The following is a 16,648-nucleotide window of genomic DNA, read 5'->3' on the forward strand; positions in this document are numbered from 1 at the left end:
AATAACTGGTGATTTTTCTTCCTCTGCAGCTGCAAGAATCGCTTGTGTCCACTCTAAGTTGTTGATGTTAAATTGGCCTACAGCATAACGTTCTTCATATGCTTTGTTTAACATCTCTTTCATCGAAACTAACGCCATGATGATTCCTCCTAAATATGCTAGTATGTATAGCAAGATTAAGTTTATAATCTGCTTCTAAAAAACAAGGTATCACATAAAAAGCTCTTTTGACAATGTTAATTTGTCGATTATATGAATTTCTCTTTGTAGATTAAATAATTTAACCTCCCGTAAGATGAGATTGTTTCATTCATCTACGGAAGGTGTATATGACAGTAGATTAATATTAAAGCTATTTTTCCACTTTTTATTTTATTTATGAGTACATTCTAACATGATTATGATGTCGTCCGATTGGTACAACAAAAGGAGAATCTGAAACAGGATCCCTTATGACAGTGCAGTGAAGACCAAAGATGTCTTTAATTAAGTTACTTGAAATTACCTTTGAAGGCTCGCCTTCTGCCATAATTTGTCCGTTATGAAGGGCAAATATATGGTCTGCATAACGTGCAGATAAGTTAATATCATGCAGAACCATGACAATCGTAGTGCCATACTTCCTATTTAAATCAGTTAACAAATCTAAGATTTCAACTTGATAAGTAATGTCCAGATATGTTGTCGGCTCATCAAGAAACAGAATGTCTGTTTGTTGAGCCAGTGCCATTGCAATCCATACACGTTGCCTTTGACCACCCGAAAGTTCATCGATATGTCGATCGGCATATTCCGTAATATTCATTATTTCCATTGCCTCAGCAACAGCTTCATAATCTTTTTTAGTCCATCCTTTTAAAAACTTTTGGTGCGGGTATCTTCCTCGACCTACTAAGTCTGTTACCGTAATTCCCTCAGGGACAATAGGGGATTGTGGCAAAAACCCTAACACTTGAGCAAATTGTTTCGGGGGTATTTTATCAATCGGTTTTCCATCTAATGTAATTTGGCCAGAAAAAGGTTTAATTAATCTCCCCATCGTTTTAAGTAAGGTAGACTTTCCACAACCGTTGGCTCCGATTAATACACTTATTTTATTACTAGGGATATTTATACTCACATCATGTAGTATTGTTCTATTCTCATAACCAGCAGTAATTCCCTCAGCTTGAAATGTGTGTGCCACTTTCATTATAAATTCCCCTTTCGGTTCATTCGGTATAACAAATATATTAAGTATGGTGCACCCAGAATACCTGTAATAACTCCAACTGGATATCTAGCAACAAATGCAAATTGACCAACGAGATCCGATGCTAAAACTAAAATGATACCAACTAGACCTGATGGGATAATGTTTGAAAAACCAATCCCAACAAGTCGATTTGCAATTGGACCAGATAAAAATGCAACAAAAGCGATAGGTCCAGTTGTAGCTGTTGCTAAAGCAAGAATGATAACAGAACTCATAAGTAGTACAATTCTAGTCTTATCTGTATGAACTCCTAATGAGGTGGCTGTTTGCTCACCAAGATCTAATAATTCCAAGCGTTTCCCAGAGGCAATGATGATAGGTGCAAAAATAAGAACCACAACGATTAGAGGATAAAGTGTTTCCATTTTAGAGCCATTAAGACTTCCACTTAACCATCGCATGGCAGTTGGAATATCATGTTGCTGTCCAATGAGTAATAAATAAGAAATGACCGCATTCAGCATAGCTTGAATTCCGATCCCTATTAATATTAATCTGCCTATAGAAAAGGAAGTTCCTCTTGATAAAAGAAAAATAACGATCACTGTAGCAAGTCCACCAATGACTGAAGCAATAGAGACAACAGCATAGCTGGCATGAAGAACAATAATACTAAATACAGCAGCTGCACTTGAACCAGCCGTTATACCAATTACATTTGGATTAGCTAACGGATTTCTCAACATAGTTTGGAATACATAACCACCGACTCCAAACGCAAAACCTGCAAAGACACCTGCAAGCATTCTTGGAAGACGAATGGTACCAATCGCAAACGATGCGCCTTTTACTTCCTCACCCAAAAGGACTCGCAACACGTCATCAACAGGGTAAATCGTGTTTCCAAGCATAAGCATAGCACAACAAAGCACAAATGCAATGATGGCAAGGATGGATGTCACAATAATATATCGACGCTGTCTTTTTATTCTACCTACCCTGATTAAATTTACTGATTCATTCATTATAACGCACGCACTTTCGCTTTCATAGTTATTAAGATTAATATAGGTGCACCGATAAATGCTGTTACTACACCTACTTCAAGTTCACCAGGTGTGCCAAGGAGCCTACCACATATATCTGATATCGTTAATATGATTGCTCCAGAAAGAGCAGACATTGGTATTACAAATCGCAAATCAGGTCCAATTAAAAGTCGTATTATATGGGCAGCAAGTAACCCGATAAAACCAATAGGACCAGCAAGCGCTGTTGTTGCTCCACACAACAAAACACCACCAAACGCAGCAATCAGTCTAATTGTCCCAACTCTTACGCCTAAACCAGCAGCGGCTTCATCTCCTAATGCTAATGCATTCAGTGCTGGAGCCGTCAATATGGCAATTAGAAATCCTACAATTAGAAATGGAATAAATATAGAGATCACTTCCCAATTTCCGGCCCCTACACTTCCAACCTGCCAAAATCTAAATTGATCCATTACATTTGAACGAGGAATCATAATAGCCATGACAAGAGAAGATAAAGCAGAACTCGTAGCAGCACCAGCTAATACGAGCTTAAGGGGAGTAGCTCCACCACTCCCTATTGAACCGATTCCAAATACAAAAATTGCAGTAATAATCGCTCCTAATAATGCGAGCCAAATGTACTGGCTAGCGGTACTAATATTTAGGAAAGTAATCCCACAAACAACGAATAAGGCCGCTCCAGTGTTTACTCCTAAAATGCTTGGATCAGCAATCGGATTGCGAGTTACAGATTGCATTAGAGCACCTGAAACACCAAGTGCAGCACCACACATAACACTAAAAACAGTTCTTGCCATTCTTTGCCGAACGACATTTGCTTCATGGGTTTGTATATCACTATTGAATAAACCATCCAAAAGTTCATTCCATCCAATAATTCGAGCCCCGAACGAGAGCGACGCCAATATACTTATAACAAATAAAATGATTGAAAGAATCAATACTTTACTAAAATTTTTCGGCAGATGGAAGCGCTTATTAGTAAGTAAAGGTTTATTTTTCATTTTCTTCCAACTTACTTACCGCTTCTGAGAGTAAAGTAACATACTCGTCTATTGTATATTCAATTGAAAGCGGAGTTGGTGTTCCTGCTGCAGCAAGTGGCGTATTGTCTCCAATTATAACGACAGAGCCTCTTTCAATCGCTGGTATTTTTCCAAGAATTGGATCATCCTGGAGAGCCTTAAGCGTATTCTCATCACCATAAGAAACCAATATTTCAGCATCATTCAGTATATCTGCATTTTCAGCACTAACTTCTAAATAAAAACTACCTTCATCTATTTGATTAGAAATATTTTCAGGATATTCCATCCCTAACTCAGTAAGAAATTCACCACGCGGATCATCTGGTGAGTAGATATAAAACTTAGATAAATCAGCAGGGCTTATACTTACGAATGCTGCCTTTTTCCCCATAAATTCTGGATGCTCTTCAACTTTTTCTGCAATTAATTTTTCTGTGTCAGCAATGAGTTTTTCTCCTTCTTTTTTCATCCCCATGCCCATGGAATTATATAATACTTGTTCACGCCATGAAGTCACCCAAGGACTTGTTTGGTAAGCAACAACTGGTGCAATTTCACTTAATAGCTCGTATTCTTCTTGGGTAATCCCTGAGTAAGCAGCAAGAATGACATCTGGATTCGCATCTGAAATGGCCTCATAATCTAAACCATCGGTATCTTGAAATATATTTGGATTTTCTTCACCTAGTTCTTCCAATTTCTCTGCTGTCCATGGCAACATCCCACTATCATCTTGAACTCCGTAATTTGCAGCAGAAAAACCTACTGGTATGACACCAAGGGATAATGGAATATCCTGATTTCCCCATGAAATCGTTACAACACGTTCCGGTTTACTTTCAATAACAGTTTCACCAAAAGCATGTTTAATTGATATTGGATATTGTGAATCCGTTGAGGATGCTGACCCTTTCTCCTCTTTTTCGTTATTGGAAGATTGGCTAGAGCAGCCGACTAGCGCAAAAGTTATTAAAATTGCAAACGCTATTATTCTTAGAATAGACATTGTATTTTTCATTTTCTTCCTACCTACCTCATCTTTAACTATATTTTTTTAAGAAAATCCAGTATAGAATTATGTTAAACATTGTAGATCACATTTCTGTACTAAATCTTTATTTTTCTCTAAGAATTTTTCATTATGCGAAGAAACCATAGCATATTTTTCTGCTTTTGGATCGATATATAATTTAGCGCTATTCACAGCAAGTACAGCATCTTGAAAAGCTCCTGCCAGTAAATTAACTTTGTCTTCATAGTAAATAATATCACCAGCAGCAAAAACTCCTGGAACTGAAGTTCTACATTGACCATGACTTACTAAATAGTAATCATCCTTAACATTTGGCTTTATTTCATCAGCAAATGATAGTGACATTTCACGCTGATAGCCATGACATACAAGAACATCGTCAACTGGTAAAAGTAGAGAATTACCATTTTGCGAAATGACAACTTGTGCAATCCTTGTTTGATTCCTATTCGATAATAAGGATTGGATCTCAGCATTAAGCATGATGTTAACATCATGTTGCTTTAGTTTTTCAACTTGAGATTCATGAGCACTTAATTGTTCCCCGCGATAGATGACAGTTACTTCTTTAGCTACAGGTAAAAGTTCTACCGCCCAATCTATCGCTCCATTACCTCCACCTGATACTAGAACTCTTTTATTTTGAAAACGCTTTAAACCTAAAATTGTATAATGGAGGTTTGACATAGCATATTTGTCCGCACCTTCAACTTCAAGCTTAATCGGATTTAATATACCTCCACCAACTGCAACAATGATCGTTTTAGAATAATGGATTTCTCCCGAATCCGTTGATATGACAAAAATTTCACCTTGTTTTGTTATTTGTTCAACTTTAGTATTTAAACAAATGGTTGGTGAAAAGGTTTTCGCTTGATTGATTAAATTTTGAACAAAATGCTGTGCTTGTATAGGCGGAAGTCCGCCAACATCCCATAAAATCTTTTCGGGATATATATTTACTTTACCGCCTAAAATAGGTTGTACTTCAATAATTTTCGTTTTCATATTTCTCATACCACTATAAAAAGCACTATACAAACCTGCGGGGCCACCACCAATGATCGTAACATCAAATAACTCCATTTGAGCCTCCTCAATAAATACCATGATAAGAACAAAATGTTTTACGTTTTCATTTTGCTGAAAAGACAATTCTTATTTTTATCATAATTTGTGATTCGTTTTAATCAAATATCTATAACAATATATTTTAATACTGAGAGATTTCGAAAATGAAATCGTAATACAATATCAATTAATAAATGAGAATTATTTTCAAATATCAGTATAATGATAATGATTCTCAGTGTCAATCATGATTTTCTATTTCATCCTATATCAACCTTATAAAGTTCTTCAAAATAGACAAATGATCAAAAATATAGATACAGGTTATTGTACTATAAGTAATAAATTCGCATATTCAAACAAAAAAAGTCGTTCATCAAGTTTTTTAAACTGATGAACGACTATCCTTTACATCACTCGACTTGGTTTTATCCTAATGAACCCTAGTAGGGATACGGCATCGACGTAATAATTTCACCTTTTAAATGGGTGTTATTACATCATTCCGCCCATTCCGCCCATGTCAGGAGCTGCTCCGCCTTTTTCAGGCTCAGGAATGTCCGCAACAACCGCTTCAGTTGTTAAGAACATTGCAGCTACACTTGCAGCATTTTGTAATGCGGAACGAGATACTTTAGTAGGGTCTACGACACCATTTTCAACCATGTTAACCCATTTATTTGTTGCTGCGTTGAAGCCAACGCCAATTTCTTCATTTTTCAAGCGTTCTACCACAACAGAACCTTCAAGACCAGCATTTTCAGCGATTTGACGTACTGGCTCTTCTAATGCACGAAGTACAATATTGATACCAGTCTTCACATCACCTTCTGCTTCAAGAGCAGCTACTTTGTTGTATACGTTCATAAATGCTGTACCACCACCGGCTACAATACCTTCTTCAACTGCAGCACGAGTAGCGTTTAGAGCATCTTCAATACGAAGTTTACGTTCTTTTAATTCAGTTTCAGTTGCTGCACCTACTTTAATGACTGCAACACCGCCAGCAAGTTTAGCTAAACGTTCTTGTAGTTTTTCTTTATCAAATTCAGAAGTAGTTTCTTCTAATTGAACTTTAATTTGGTTGATACGGCCTTGGATCTTTTCAGTTTCGCCGGCACCTTCAACAATTGTTGTGCTTTCTTTTGTTACAACTACTTTTGAAGCACGTCCTAATTGTTCAATGCTAGCAGTTTTAAGATCTAAACCTAAGTCTTCAGTAATTACTTGACCACCTGTTAAAATAGCGATATCTTCTAACATTGCTTTACGACGGTCACCAAATCCAGGTGCTTTAACTGCTGCAACATTGAATGTTCCACGAAGTTTGTTTAATACTAATGTTGCAAGAGCTTCACCTTCAACATCTTCTGCAATGATTAATAATGGTTTACCTTGTTGTACAACTTGTTCTAATAATGGAAGAATTTCTTGGATATTTGTAATCTTTTTATCCGTAATTAAGATGTATGGATCTTCAAGAACTGCTTCCATTTTATCTTGGTCAGTTACCATATATGCAGATAAGTATCCGCGATCAAATTCCATACCTTCTACAACGTCTAATTCCGTTTTGAAACCTTTTGATTCTTCAATCGTAACAACACCGTCTTTGCCGACTTTTTCCATTGCTTCAGCAATTAATTGACCTACTTCTTCATCAGCAGAAGAAATTGCTGCAACTTGAGCAATAGATTCTTTTCCTTCAATTGGTTTAGAAATTGCTCTTAATTCTTCAACTGCTGTTGCAACTGCTTGTTCAATCCCTTTACGAATGCCCATTGGATTTGCACCAGCTGTTACGTTTTTCAATCCTTCACGAATCATTGCTTGAGCAAGAACAGTAGCTGTAGTTGTACCGTCACCAGCAACATCATTTGTTTTGCTTGCTACTTCTGCTACTAGTTTTGCCCCCATATTTTCATATGGATCTTCTAATTCAATTTCTTTTGCAATCGTTACACCATCATTTGTAATTAGAGGTGAACCGAATTTCTTTTCAAGAACAACGTTACGTCCTTTAGGTCCTAATGTCACTTTAACTGCGTTTGCTAATTTGTCTACACCATTAGCCATTAATCGACGAGCGTCTTCACTAAATTTAATTTCTTTAGCCATTATGAATGCCTCCTATCGTTGTAATTTATTGTAAAAACATTTATTTGAAAAATCTTATTCTACAATCGCTAAGATATCACTTTCACGTAAGATTAAATATTCAGTTCCTTCATATTTAACTTCTGTACCTGCATATTTTGAGAAGATGATACGATCGCCAACGCTAACCTCAAGGCTTACGCGTTCACCGTTGTCGAGTACTCGACCTGTTCCAACAGCTACAACTTTGCCTTCTTGTGGTTTTTCTTTGGCAGTATCTGGTAATACAATACCGCTAGCTGTTTTTTCTTCTGCTTCAACTAGTTCAATTACTACGCGATCTCCAAGTGGTTTTAACACAATAAACAACCTCCTCAACAAATAATCGATGATTTGTTAGCACTCGACATCACTGAGTGCTAAACCCAATTAATATAATAATCATTAATTTCCATTTTTGCAAGTATCAACTGTCAATAATTTTACATTTTTTTGATCTTTTTTCCAAATATTTAGTAAATCAAAATTTACCCATCTGGCCATATATGATCCATATATGGATGAAATAGTCTAAAGTCTATTGAATTAGTAGGAAATTCTATCGACTTTCATACTATTTTTTATTTGATTTTTTTATAATATAAGTGTACGGTAAATTTTGTATTATTTAAACTTCTACAAATCAATTCAGGAATAACAAATTTGCGTGTAGGTGAATATGTTGAAACAATCATATAAAATAATTTTAGTCAGTTATATAATGATGTTACTTTTACTTCAACCCGGAACAATTTTCATCTATAATATTCTTCAATTGTTCAAACAACAAGATTCATCCAGTTTACAATTAGCAGCCCTTTCAATTTGGTACTCATTTAGTTTTTTTACTACTCTACTTATTTCTCTCTACGCTTTAAGGGACGAATTGCAGCACGATCGTATCAAAGGCATTTCTTGGATAAAAATGTTCCTTTGGTCAATTGTGGGAGTATTTCTTGCACTTGTTGCACAAAGTATAGCCATTCGAATTGAGTTGCTCTTCGGTATAGAAGCTGGTTCTGATAATACGGAGACTATTCTATCACTAATAGAAAAAGCACCGATATTATTTTTTGTCACTGCATTTATAGGACCGATATTGGAAGAAATCGTTTTTCGAAAGATTGTTTTTGCCATATTAATTCATAAGTACAACGTTTACATTTCAGCTTTTATCAGTTCGCTTATATTTTCATTGGCTCATTTAGAATTTGAACACATATTACTTTACTTAGCAGTTGGATTGGTATTTTCTTATCTTTACTATAAAACCAAGCGTATCGTCGTTCCAATTTTTTCACATATATTAATGAATACAAGTGTAATTGTTTTATCATTGATTTAAAAAAGCGGAGGATTGTTATGAATTTATTAACCCAGGCCATTATTTATTTAATATTTGGTATTCTTTTTACCTTTTTCGCTATTCGGCATGTTTCCCTATATGGATGGGGATTTTTTGCGTATTTATTAGTCTTTTTCGCAACGTTGGACATCGGTTCGAGTATAAAAATATTCTATTCATATTGGAACTCACAACGGAACAAACGTAACATAAGAAAAAAATAAAAATATTTAATAGAAAAGGTTGTCCTCTTATTCAGTTTACTTCTAGAAATTAACCTTAATGAAGTAAACAAAACGGGCAACCTAAATTTTATGAATATGTCTTGCAGATCTTATTTGTTCCACTTTTTCAATTTTGCGATAAGCCATTTTGGAAATCAAAATACTAATTTCATATAAAACAAACAAAGGAATAGTAACCATTATATGAGACATGATATCTGGCGGCGTAATAAGTGCAGCTAAAATTAGTAATATAAAGTAGGCGTATTTACGAACTTTTGATAAGAAAGAAGGTGTAATAATGCCAAGTCGAGTTAAAAACAAAATGATAACAGGCAATTGAAATAAAAGACCAAAAGGAATGGTAATTTGAAACAAAAACTCAAAATACTCATTAATTCCGATAACTGCATTTAATTCCATTTGAGCATTAAGATGAAACATAAAGTCTACTAAAAATGGAAACAATATAAAGTAAGAAAACGAAATACCGCCTAAAAACAATAGAATAGAAATTGGTATGTACGTTAATGTAATTTTTCGTTCTTTCTTATACAATCCCGGTGAAATAAACGCCCAAAGTTGATACAAGATAAATGGAGCTGTAAATACACAGGCAATAAGAAAAGTAATCTGAAAATAGACTTTTAATGGATCAGTCAATCTGAACGTATTAAGTTCTAATCGAGTCGCTGTATTTGTTTGTTGTAAATAGATAATCAGTGGTTCAGTCAAGAAAAAACCACCGACGAAGGCGAGTATGAAAAAGCAAATAGTCGCGATTAGACGCCTTCTAAGCTCAGCAATATGATCTTGTATGGTCATTTTATTACCCATAGTGTCCATCCTAACCGATGTTCTTTATTTATAATACGAACTTCCAGCCAATTATAATTATATATGTATTTTAAATTCGCGTTTTTTCATTTTCCTCAACTTCTTCTGTGTCTTCAGATTCGTTAGAATAATTTTTTATAAAATACACGAACGATTGTAATTCGACCGCTAAATCAATATGATGAACATTTATTGAAGATGGGACATTTAATCTTGCTGGCGTAAAGTTTAAAATCCCTTTAACTCTAGTTTTAACTAATCGGTCGGTTACTGATTGTGCAGCTTGTGCAGGTACAGTTAAAATAACTACTTGTATTTCTTCTTTATTAAGTATTTCTTCCAGTTGATCAAGGCTATAAACAGTAACATCACTAATCTGTGTGCCAATTTTACTTTCATTTGTATCAAACGCGTAGCAAATTTTCGTATTATTATTTTTCGTAAAATTGTATCGTAATAACGCTGTTCCTAAATTACCTACACCAATTAATGCTACTTTTGTTAGTGCATCTTGATCAAGGGTTTTTCGAAAGAAATTTAATAAATACTGGACATTATAGCCATAACCTTTTTTTCCTAACGCACCAAAATAAGAAAAATCTCTCCTTATCGTTGCTGAATCCACCTTTACTGCTTCACTTAATTCAGCCGATGAAACACGGAGTTTTCCAGATTGATATAGATTTTGCAAAAAACGGTAATATAATGGTAATCTTTTTGCTGTTGCCTTTGGAATTCTTAATTGTTCTGTTGCCATAAGTCAGTCCTCCAATGTTGATATATTTCAATTTATACTAGTTGTTTATTTGTTTTAAATAATATTTAACACACAAATATTTTGATAACGTTTTCTTTATATCTCGATAACTATTATATTCGATAAAAAATACAGATTTCCTTCTTTTTTACATACTTTAATTTATAATACACAATTTTCATTTAAAAGTCTTATTAATTGTTGTTCTATAATAGTTTGTTTATTCTTTCACTGTCCTTATTTCCTTACTTCATATAAAATAATTATATAGCAAAAAGGTTTAACATTCAGTCGAAATATGGAAAATTATACTAACGACCTTTCCTAATAAAACTATTTGAGGTGTACGTTATGATTTTGCTTCAAGTCAATCAGCTGACAAAATATTATGGTGCTGATCTTATTTTACATAATATAAAATTAGAAATACAAACAAGAGATCGAATTGCTCTTGTTGGGCGGAATGGATCTGGTAAATCAACATTATTAAAAATTATTGCAGGCGAATTAAATTATGATTCAGGTGAGATTATTAAACCCAAAGATGTTACCATTGGCTTTTTAGACCAATATACGGGTTTAGATACTGACAATTCCATCTGGGAAGAGATGATGAATGTTTTTCAGGATCTAAAGGATATGGAAAAACAACTTAGATATCTAGAACAACAAATGTCAAAGGAAGACGTTTATCAAAACGAGATGAAATATAATAAAATCTTATCGGAATATGATTATTTACAAAATGAATTTAAAGAAAAAGGCGGTTATCAATATGAAGCTGACATCCGATCAGTTTTACATGGTTTGAATTTTGCCGACTATAGTTATGACACAAAAATCTCTACATTGAGCGGTGGACAAAAAACAAGATTGGCACTCGGGAAACTGTTATTGTCAAAACCTGACATTTTGATCCTTGACGAACCGACAAACCATCTTGATATTGAGACATTAACCTGGTTAGAACAATATTTACAAACCTTTAACGGTGCAATTCTTATTGTTTCTCATGACCGGTATTTTCTTGATAAAGTCGTAAATCAAGTCTATGAATGTGCCAATAACACTCTGACCCGTTATATAGGAAATTACAGTAAATATCTTGAACAAAAAGCAGCCAACTTTGAACGAGAAATGAAAATGTACGAAAAGCAACAAGAAGAAATAGCTCGGATAAAGGAATTTATTGCACGCAATATTGTCCGTGCCTCTACAACAAAACGGGCACAGAGTAGAAGGAAAATGCTGGAAAAAATGGAAATAATGGACAGACCTAGCATTGACGATAAATCGGTTTCCTTTTCCTTTCAAATTGAACGACAGAGTGGGAATGAAGTTCTAAATGTATCAGATCTATCAATCGGCTATAATTCGAATATCTTATCGAGTAACATTCATTTTCGTGTAACAAGAGGAGATAGTATTGCTCTTCTTGGGCCAAATGGTGTCGGAAAATCCACCTTATTAAAAACCCTTGTTGGTAAGCTCACGGCTATTCATGGATCAATTCAGTTCGGGACAAACGTCAATATCGCTTATTATGATCAAGAGCAAGCCGATTTAACATCCAATAAAAGTGTTCTGAATGAACTCTGGGATGAATATCCAATGAAAACAGAAAAAGAAATACGAACAGTATTGGGCAACTTTTTATTTTCCGGAGACGATGTTTTAAAACCTGTATCCACATTAAGTGGTGGTGAGAAAGCTCGACTTTCTTTAGCAAAACTAATGCTACTCAATGCTAATTTATTAATTTTGGATGAACCGACGAACCATTTAGATTTAGATAGTAAAGAAATATTGGAGAATGCTTTAGTGGATTACCCCGGGACAATTCTTTTCGTCTCGCATGACCGATATTTCATTAATCGGATAGCAACAAAAGTGTTCGAACTTACTAAAGATGGCATCAACGAATATTTAGGTGACTATGATTACTATGTTGAGAAAAAGGAAGAAATGCTCGAATTAAAAAAATTAACTGAGGACGAGAATCAGAAAAATGTGAATAAGTCTCCGAAAGAAGTAGAAAAACTCGATAATAAATCTCGTTATGAATTAGAAAAAGAGCTGAAAAAACGCGCACGACAAAGACAACGGCGGATAGAAGAAATCCAAAATCGAATTGAAACTTTAGAAGAAATGATAAATGAAAAAGAACAATTGTTTATTAATCCTGAAATATATACTGATCATACAAAAGTTGCAAACTTAAATGAAGAAATTAATCAAGCAAAAAAAGAAATGGAAGATTTATTAGAAGAATGGGCTGAATTAGAGGATGAATAAAATTTTAGGTTGCTTTAAGTAAATTCACTTAAGGCAACCCTTTTTTAACACAATATAATCTCCTTATGCATTACGATTTCTTCTTTCTAGAAAGAATTGTATATTAATATTTATACACTTAATCCACACATTTATCCACATTATATAGACTAAAAAATTAAGGTTTTTACAATAATATCCACAAAATCCACAATACAACTGGTGGTTATCCACATTTTTTGTTAACAAGATGTTAATCCTTTATATCCAACTTCTATAGTATTCGATATATTTTTATCCACAACTAATTCACTATTATTTTCATATATTAACAAAATCAATGGAGGAAGACAAAGACATAAAAAAGAGAGGCTCATATGTAACCTCTCTTTCAATTAATCAATTTTGAATTAAAAGACTCTAAATCCAATCCTGGATTAGCATTTAACGTAAGATCTGCTCGTATTCCCTTTTCATAAAAAACACTTCCTGCTGCTGCAATCATTGCGGCATTATCTGTACATAACTTTAATGGTGGAATGATTAATTCAATATTTTCCAGTTCCGCTACGGCTTTTCTAAGCGCTGTACGAAGGCCGTTATTTGCTGCTACACCACCAGCTAATAATATTTGTTTCACATTATATTCTTTTGCTGCACGAATCGTTTTTTCGACTAAAACTTCAACAACACTTTCTTGGAAGCTAGCTGCTAAATTTTCAGGCTTTATCGTCTCTCCACGTTGTTTAGCATTATGGACCGTGTTGATTACAGCCGATTTTAATCCACTAAAACTAAAATCATAAGAACCCTCTTCAAGCCATGCGCGAGGTAGATTAATCGTAGCCTCACCTTCACTTGCCATACGGTCAATATGAGGACCACCTGGATATGGACAATGAAGTACTCGAGCTACCTTATCATAAGCTTCACCTGCTGCATCATCCCTTGTTTCTCCTATCACTTCAAAATGACCATGTTCCTTCATATAAATTAACTCTGTATGTCCTCCTGAAACAACGAGTGACAACAACGGAAATTGCAACTCTGTAACAAGACGATTAGCATAAATATGCCCTGCAATATGATGGACAGGGATTAATGGTAAAGAATGAGCAAAAGCGATCGATTTTGCAGCCTCCACGCCAATTAATAACGCTCCTACTAACCCTGGTCCTGCTGTAACTGCCACGCCCGATAATCGGGAAAACTCTATACCAGCATTATTCATCGCTTCTTCGATAACCATTGTAATTTGCTCTACATGATGACGGGAAGCTATTTCTGGTACAACACCACCAAATCGTTTGTGCGTATCAATTTGAGAAGCAACTACATTGGATACTATTTCTTTTCCATTTTTTATGACAGCTGCTGCCGTTTCATCACAACTTGTTTCAATTCCTAATATGTATTGTTCATTCATATAAGTTCACCCACATTATTAAAGCATCTTCATGGTTATCTGTATAATAACCTTTTCTTATACCACCATTTTTAAATCCAAATTTCCTGTACATATTTTGTGCAATTATATTCGATACTCTTACCTCTAATGTTGCCTTTTTCGCTCCATTGGATATCATTGCTTGCATCATTTGATACATAAGTTTATCACCAATCTTCATCCCACGAAATTCCGGTAAAACAGCGATATTTGTTATATGACATTCATCCAATATAATCCACATACCACCATAAGCAATTAATTTCCCATCAAATTCAGCACCAATATACAGCGCATATGGATTTGATGTTAGTTCTCTTATAAAAGCTTCCCGAGTCCATGGTACCGTAAACGATGCGTTTTCGATTGCTAAAATTCCATCGATATCGTCAATCGTTAATTGTCTAAAAAACGGTTCAATCGCCATAAGTCTACCTCTCTAATTATTCCGGTTTTTTTCTCTCCACTTTGCTTCTGCCTCTGATAACCGTAAATAGTTTGGTTTAAATAAATGTGCATCTTCCCCTGGTAAATCTTTTCCTAAAAGAGCTAGCTCCCCTGGTTTCGGTACATTTAAGGTTAATGGTGCAAATATTGCATTATCATTTAATATGCTAGAAAAAATCTCGTTGTGAATAAGCGAATCATCGCCAACGAACATAACTGGCTTATTAAAATCCTTCAAATGGTCTCCCCACTCTTTAACAGAGCGATGTTTATCTTCTTCAACCTGTTGAAGCTTACCATCTTTATATTTATATAAACCAGTAAAAATGTTTCCTCTTCTTGCATCCATAACTGGTGAAATAAGTCCTTCAAAGTAACGAGCATTCGCAGCCATTACCTTTAAGCTCGATACCCCTACAATCGGAACTTTCAATGTCCATGCTAACGTTTTTCCAATTGTAACACCGATACGCAATCCAGTATATGAACCTGGACCATTGGCAACCACAATTTTCTCAATTTCATTTTTGGCAACACCACAATCGTTTAACAAATAATCGATCGCAGGTAGTACTCTTGTCGAATGATTCCGTTTAACATTTGTCATATATTCACCAATTACCTTATCTTGACTAACAACGCCGACACCTAATACGTTAGTTGAAGTATCAATTGCTAATATATTCATTAAAAAACTCCTCACATAAGTCTTCGTAACGATAACCAATTGGTTTGAAACGTATTTTTCTCTTTTGCTCACTTAAAAAAGTAATTTCAATAGCTAATAAATGTTCTGGTAACTGATCTTTGATGATGTGAGCCCATTCAATAACCGTAACCCCACTACCATGGAAATATTCATCAAATCCTAAATCTTCCATCGAATCGGACAATCGATAAACATCCATATGGTATAAGGGAAGTCGTCCATTTGTATACTCTTTTATAATTGTAAATGTAGGACTATTAACCGTTCTTTTAATTCCTAATCCTTTCGCTAACCCTTTCGTAAAAGTTGTTTTTCCAGCACCAAGATCACCTTCTAATGTTATTACATCTCTTGGTTTTAAAAGAGTGGCTAAATGGTTTGCTAGATTCAACGTATCTTCTTCAGAATATACTATAACCTCATAATTTCTCATATTTTTATCCACCTACTTGTATTCTTCCCTTATTCCTATTCAGCCATCGCTCTAATAATAGTATACACCAGTGTTTATGACAAATTTCCATTGCAATCATAAAAATTTCCATTAGCTGTTTATAGTCTATCATAATTCATTTCTTCAAAAAATTGCCTTTTCAAGTTTCATAAGCTTTTCATCATTACTTTAATCCTACAAAAATCAACTTTAAACATTCATACAGTTTAAAACAGCCAATTGTAAATGAAAGAAGAATAAATAAAAAACCTTAGGTATCACCTAAGGTTGTATACGTATATGTATGAATTTAGGACTATGGCGGTCCGGACGGGACTCGAACCCGCGACCTCCTGCGTGACAGGCAGGCATTCTAACCAACTGAACTACCGGACCAGCGATTGCGGGGGTAGGATTTGAACCTACGACCTTCGGGTTATGAGCCCGACGAGCTACCAGACTGCTCCACCCCGCGGTAATATATAATGTTTCTCACACAAAAAAATAACCTGGCCTGGCAACGTCCTACTCTCACAAAGGGGAACCCTTCACTACCATCGGCGCTGAGAAGCTTAACTTCCGTGTTCGGGATGGGAACGGGTGTGACCTTCTCGCCATCGTCACCAGACCGATATTTAATTGAAGAGAACTTCGTTC

General features: G+C 34.9%; 17 protein-coding genes, 2 tRNA genes and 1 rRNA gene. 3 read left to right on the forward strand and 17 right to left on the reverse strand.

Annotated elements, in window-relative coordinates; genetic code table 11:
- The 8 genes from OEV82_RS14245 to groES form a co-directional block, all read right to left on the reverse strand.
- Positions 1-138 (reverse strand): class II fructose-bisphosphate aldolase (locus OEV82_RS14245; RefSeq protein ID WP_263062246.1); only part of this gene is annotated, 138 nt, incomplete at its 3' end.
- A gap of 238 nt (positions 139-376) precedes the next feature.
- Complete coding sequence (locus OEV82_RS14250) at positions 377-1,192, reverse strand: ABC transporter ATP-binding protein (RefSeq protein ID WP_173659416.1); 816 nt, start codon at positions 1,190-1,192, stop codon at positions 377-379.
- Positions 1,192-2,223, reverse strand: a complete 1,032-nt coding sequence (locus OEV82_RS14255; protein WP_263062247.1) for a FecCD family ABC transporter permease — start codon at positions 2,221-2,223, stop codon at positions 1,192-1,194. Before OEV82_RS14255 ends, OEV82_RS14250 begins: the two co-directional genes overlap by 1 nt.
- The gene (locus tag OEV82_RS14260; RefSeq protein ID WP_263062241.1) at positions 2,220-3,254 is read right to left on the reverse strand and encodes a FecCD family ABC transporter permease; all 1,035 of its coding nucleotides are present in this window, start codon (positions 3,252-3,254) and stop codon (positions 2,220-2,222) included. The genes OEV82_RS14255 and OEV82_RS14260 overlap by 4 nt, the downstream gene beginning before the upstream one ends.
- Positions 3,244-4,296 carry an iron-siderophore ABC transporter substrate-binding protein gene (locus tag OEV82_RS14265; RefSeq protein WP_263062242.1) on the reverse strand — a complete coding sequence of 351 codons (1,053 nt, stop codon included), beginning with the start codon at positions 4,294-4,296 and terminating at the stop codon, positions 3,244-3,246. Before OEV82_RS14265 ends, OEV82_RS14260 begins: the two co-directional genes overlap by 11 nt.
- Positions 4,297-4,353: 57 nt before the next feature.
- The gene (locus tag OEV82_RS14270; RefSeq protein ID WP_263062243.1) at positions 4,354-5,397 is read right to left on the reverse strand and encodes an NAD(P)/FAD-dependent oxidoreductase; all 1,044 of its coding nucleotides are present in this window, start codon (positions 5,395-5,397) and stop codon (positions 4,354-4,356) included.
- Between the two features lie 480 nt (positions 5,398-5,877).
- Positions 5,878-7,500 carry a chaperonin GroEL gene (gene groL, locus OEV82_RS14275; RefSeq protein WP_173659425.1) on the reverse strand — a complete coding sequence of 541 codons (1,623 nt, stop codon included), beginning with the start codon at positions 7,498-7,500 and terminating at the stop codon, positions 5,878-5,880.
- Between the two features lie 54 nt (positions 7,501-7,554).
- Positions 7,555-7,839, reverse strand: a complete 285-nt coding sequence (gene groES / locus OEV82_RS14280) for a co-chaperone GroES (RefSeq protein ID WP_173659427.1) — start codon at positions 7,837-7,839, stop codon at positions 7,555-7,557.
- A gap of 361 nt (positions 7,840-8,200) precedes the next feature.
- Between groES and OEV82_RS14285 the strand changes: the two genes are divergently transcribed.
- Positions 8,201-8,863 carry a CPBP family intramembrane glutamic endopeptidase gene (locus tag OEV82_RS14285; RefSeq protein WP_173659429.1) on the forward strand — a complete coding sequence of 221 codons (663 nt, stop codon included), beginning with the start codon at positions 8,201-8,203 and terminating at the stop codon, positions 8,861-8,863.
- Positions 8,864-8,880: 17 nt separating this feature from the next.
- On the forward strand, positions 8,881-9,087 hold the full coding sequence (locus OEV82_RS14290) for a YdiK family protein (RefSeq protein ID WP_173659446.1): 207 nt from the start codon (positions 8,881-8,883) through the stop codon (positions 9,085-9,087).
- A gap of 81 nt (positions 9,088-9,168) precedes the next feature.
- Here the strand turns inward: OEV82_RS14290 and tatC are convergent, their stop codons facing one another.
- Positions 9,169-9,924: a twin-arginine translocase subunit TatC gene (gene tatC, locus OEV82_RS14295; RefSeq protein ID WP_407672777.1), complete on the reverse strand. Its 756-nt coding sequence runs from the start codon at positions 9,922-9,924 to the stop codon at positions 9,169-9,171.
- A 70-nt stretch (positions 9,925-9,994) separates the two neighbouring features.
- Positions 9,995-10,681, reverse strand: a complete 687-nt coding sequence (locus tag OEV82_RS14300; RefSeq protein WP_173659450.1) for a redox-sensing transcriptional repressor Rex — start codon at positions 10,679-10,681, stop codon at positions 9,995-9,997.
- 351 nt (positions 10,682-11,032) lie between these two features.
- On the opposite strand from OEV82_RS14300, the gene OEV82_RS14305 reads away from it, so the two are divergent.
- Entirely contained in the window at positions 11,033-12,976 is a 1,944-nt protein-coding gene (locus tag OEV82_RS14305) for an ABC-F family ATP-binding cassette domain-containing protein (RefSeq protein ID WP_263062245.1), read from the forward strand.
- Between the two features lie 370 nt (positions 12,977-13,346).
- Here the strand turns inward: OEV82_RS14305 and tsaD are convergent, their stop codons facing one another.
- The 7 genes from tsaD to rrf form a co-directional block, all read right to left on the reverse strand.
- Positions 13,347-14,381: a tRNA (adenosine(37)-N6)-threonylcarbamoyltransferase complex transferase subunit TsaD gene (tsaD, locus tag OEV82_RS14310; RefSeq protein WP_173661915.1), complete on the reverse strand. Its 1,035-nt coding sequence runs from the start codon at positions 14,379-14,381 to the stop codon at positions 13,347-13,349.
- A complete protein-coding gene (rimI, locus tag OEV82_RS14315; RefSeq protein ID WP_173661929.1) occupies positions 14,374-14,829 on the reverse strand; it encodes a ribosomal protein S18-alanine N-acetyltransferase in 456 nt (151 codons plus the stop codon). Before rimI ends, tsaD begins: the two co-directional genes overlap by 8 nt.
- A gap of 12 nt (positions 14,830-14,841) precedes the next feature.
- Positions 14,842-15,537, reverse strand: a complete 696-nt coding sequence (gene tsaB, locus OEV82_RS14320) for a tRNA (adenosine(37)-N6)-threonylcarbamoyltransferase complex dimerization subunit type 1 TsaB (protein ID WP_173661931.1) — start codon at positions 15,535-15,537, stop codon at positions 14,842-14,844.
- Entirely contained in the window at positions 15,518-15,991 is a 474-nt protein-coding gene (gene tsaE, locus OEV82_RS14325; protein ID WP_173661939.1) for a tRNA (adenosine(37)-N6)-threonylcarbamoyltransferase complex ATPase subunit type 1 TsaE, read from the reverse strand. Before tsaE ends, tsaB begins: the two co-directional genes overlap by 20 nt.
- 319 nt (positions 15,992-16,310) lie before the next feature.
- Positions 16,311-16,387 (reverse strand) — tRNA-Asp (locus tag OEV82_RS14330).
- A 5-nt stretch (positions 16,388-16,392) separates the two neighbouring features.
- Positions 16,393-16,466, reverse strand: a tRNA-Met gene (locus tag OEV82_RS14335).
- A 37-nt stretch (positions 16,467-16,503) separates the two neighbouring features.
- Positions 16,504-16,619, reverse strand: a 5S ribosomal RNA gene (gene rrf / locus OEV82_RS14340).
- Between the last annotated feature and the right edge of the window lie 29 nt (positions 16,620-16,648).

Source organism: Pallidibacillus thermolactis, from assembly GCF_025660415.1.
In the GTDB taxonomy this organism is placed as follows: domain Bacteria; phylum Bacillota; class Bacilli; order Bacillales; family Caldibacillaceae; genus Pallidibacillus; species Pallidibacillus thermolactis.

Coding starts and splice junctions, on each gene's coding strand:
- OEV82_RS14250 (WP_173659416.1), bottom strand. CDS start 1,192: ATGAAAGTGGCACACACATTTCAAGCTGAGGGAATTACTGCTGGTTAT.
- OEV82_RS14260 (WP_263062241.1), bottom strand. CDS start 3,254: ATGAAAAATAAACCTTTACTTACTAATAAGCGCTTCCATCTGCCGAAA.
- OEV82_RS14265 (WP_263062242.1), bottom strand. CDS start 4,296: ATGAAAAATACAATGTCTATTCTAAGAATAATAGCGTTTGCAATTTTA.
- OEV82_RS14270 (WP_263062243.1), bottom strand. CDS start 5,397: ATGGAGTTATTTGATGTTACGATCATTGGTGGTGGCCCCGCAGGTTTG.
- groL (WP_173659425.1), bottom strand. CDS start 7,500: ATGGCTAAAGAAATTAAATTTAGTGAAGACGCTCGTCGATTAATGGCT.
- OEV82_RS14290 (WP_173659446.1), top strand. CDS start 8,881: ATGAATTTATTAACCCAGGCCATTATTTATTTAATATTTGGTATTCTT.
- tatC (WP_407672777.1), bottom strand. CDS start 9,924: ATGGGTAATAAAATGACCATACAAGATCATATTGCTGAGCTTAGAAGG.
- OEV82_RS14300 (WP_173659450.1), bottom strand. CDS start 10,681: ATGGCAACAGAACAATTAAGAATTCCAAAGGCAACAGCAAAAAGATTA.
- OEV82_RS14305 (WP_263062245.1), top strand. CDS start 11,033: ATGATTTTGCTTCAAGTCAATCAGCTGACAAAATATTATGGTGCTGAT.
- tsaD (WP_173661915.1), bottom strand. CDS start 14,381: ATGAATGAACAATACATATTAGGAATTGAAACAAGTTGTGATGAAACG.
- rimI (WP_173661929.1), bottom strand. CDS start 14,829: ATGGCGATTGAACCGTTTTTTAGACAATTAACGATTGACGATATCGAT.
- tsaB (WP_173661931.1), bottom strand. CDS start 15,537: ATGAATATATTAGCAATTGATACTTCAACTAACGTATTAGGTGTCGGC.
- tsaE (WP_173661939.1), bottom strand. CDS start 15,991: ATGAGAAATTATGAGGTTATAGTATATTCTGAAGAAGATACGTTGAAT.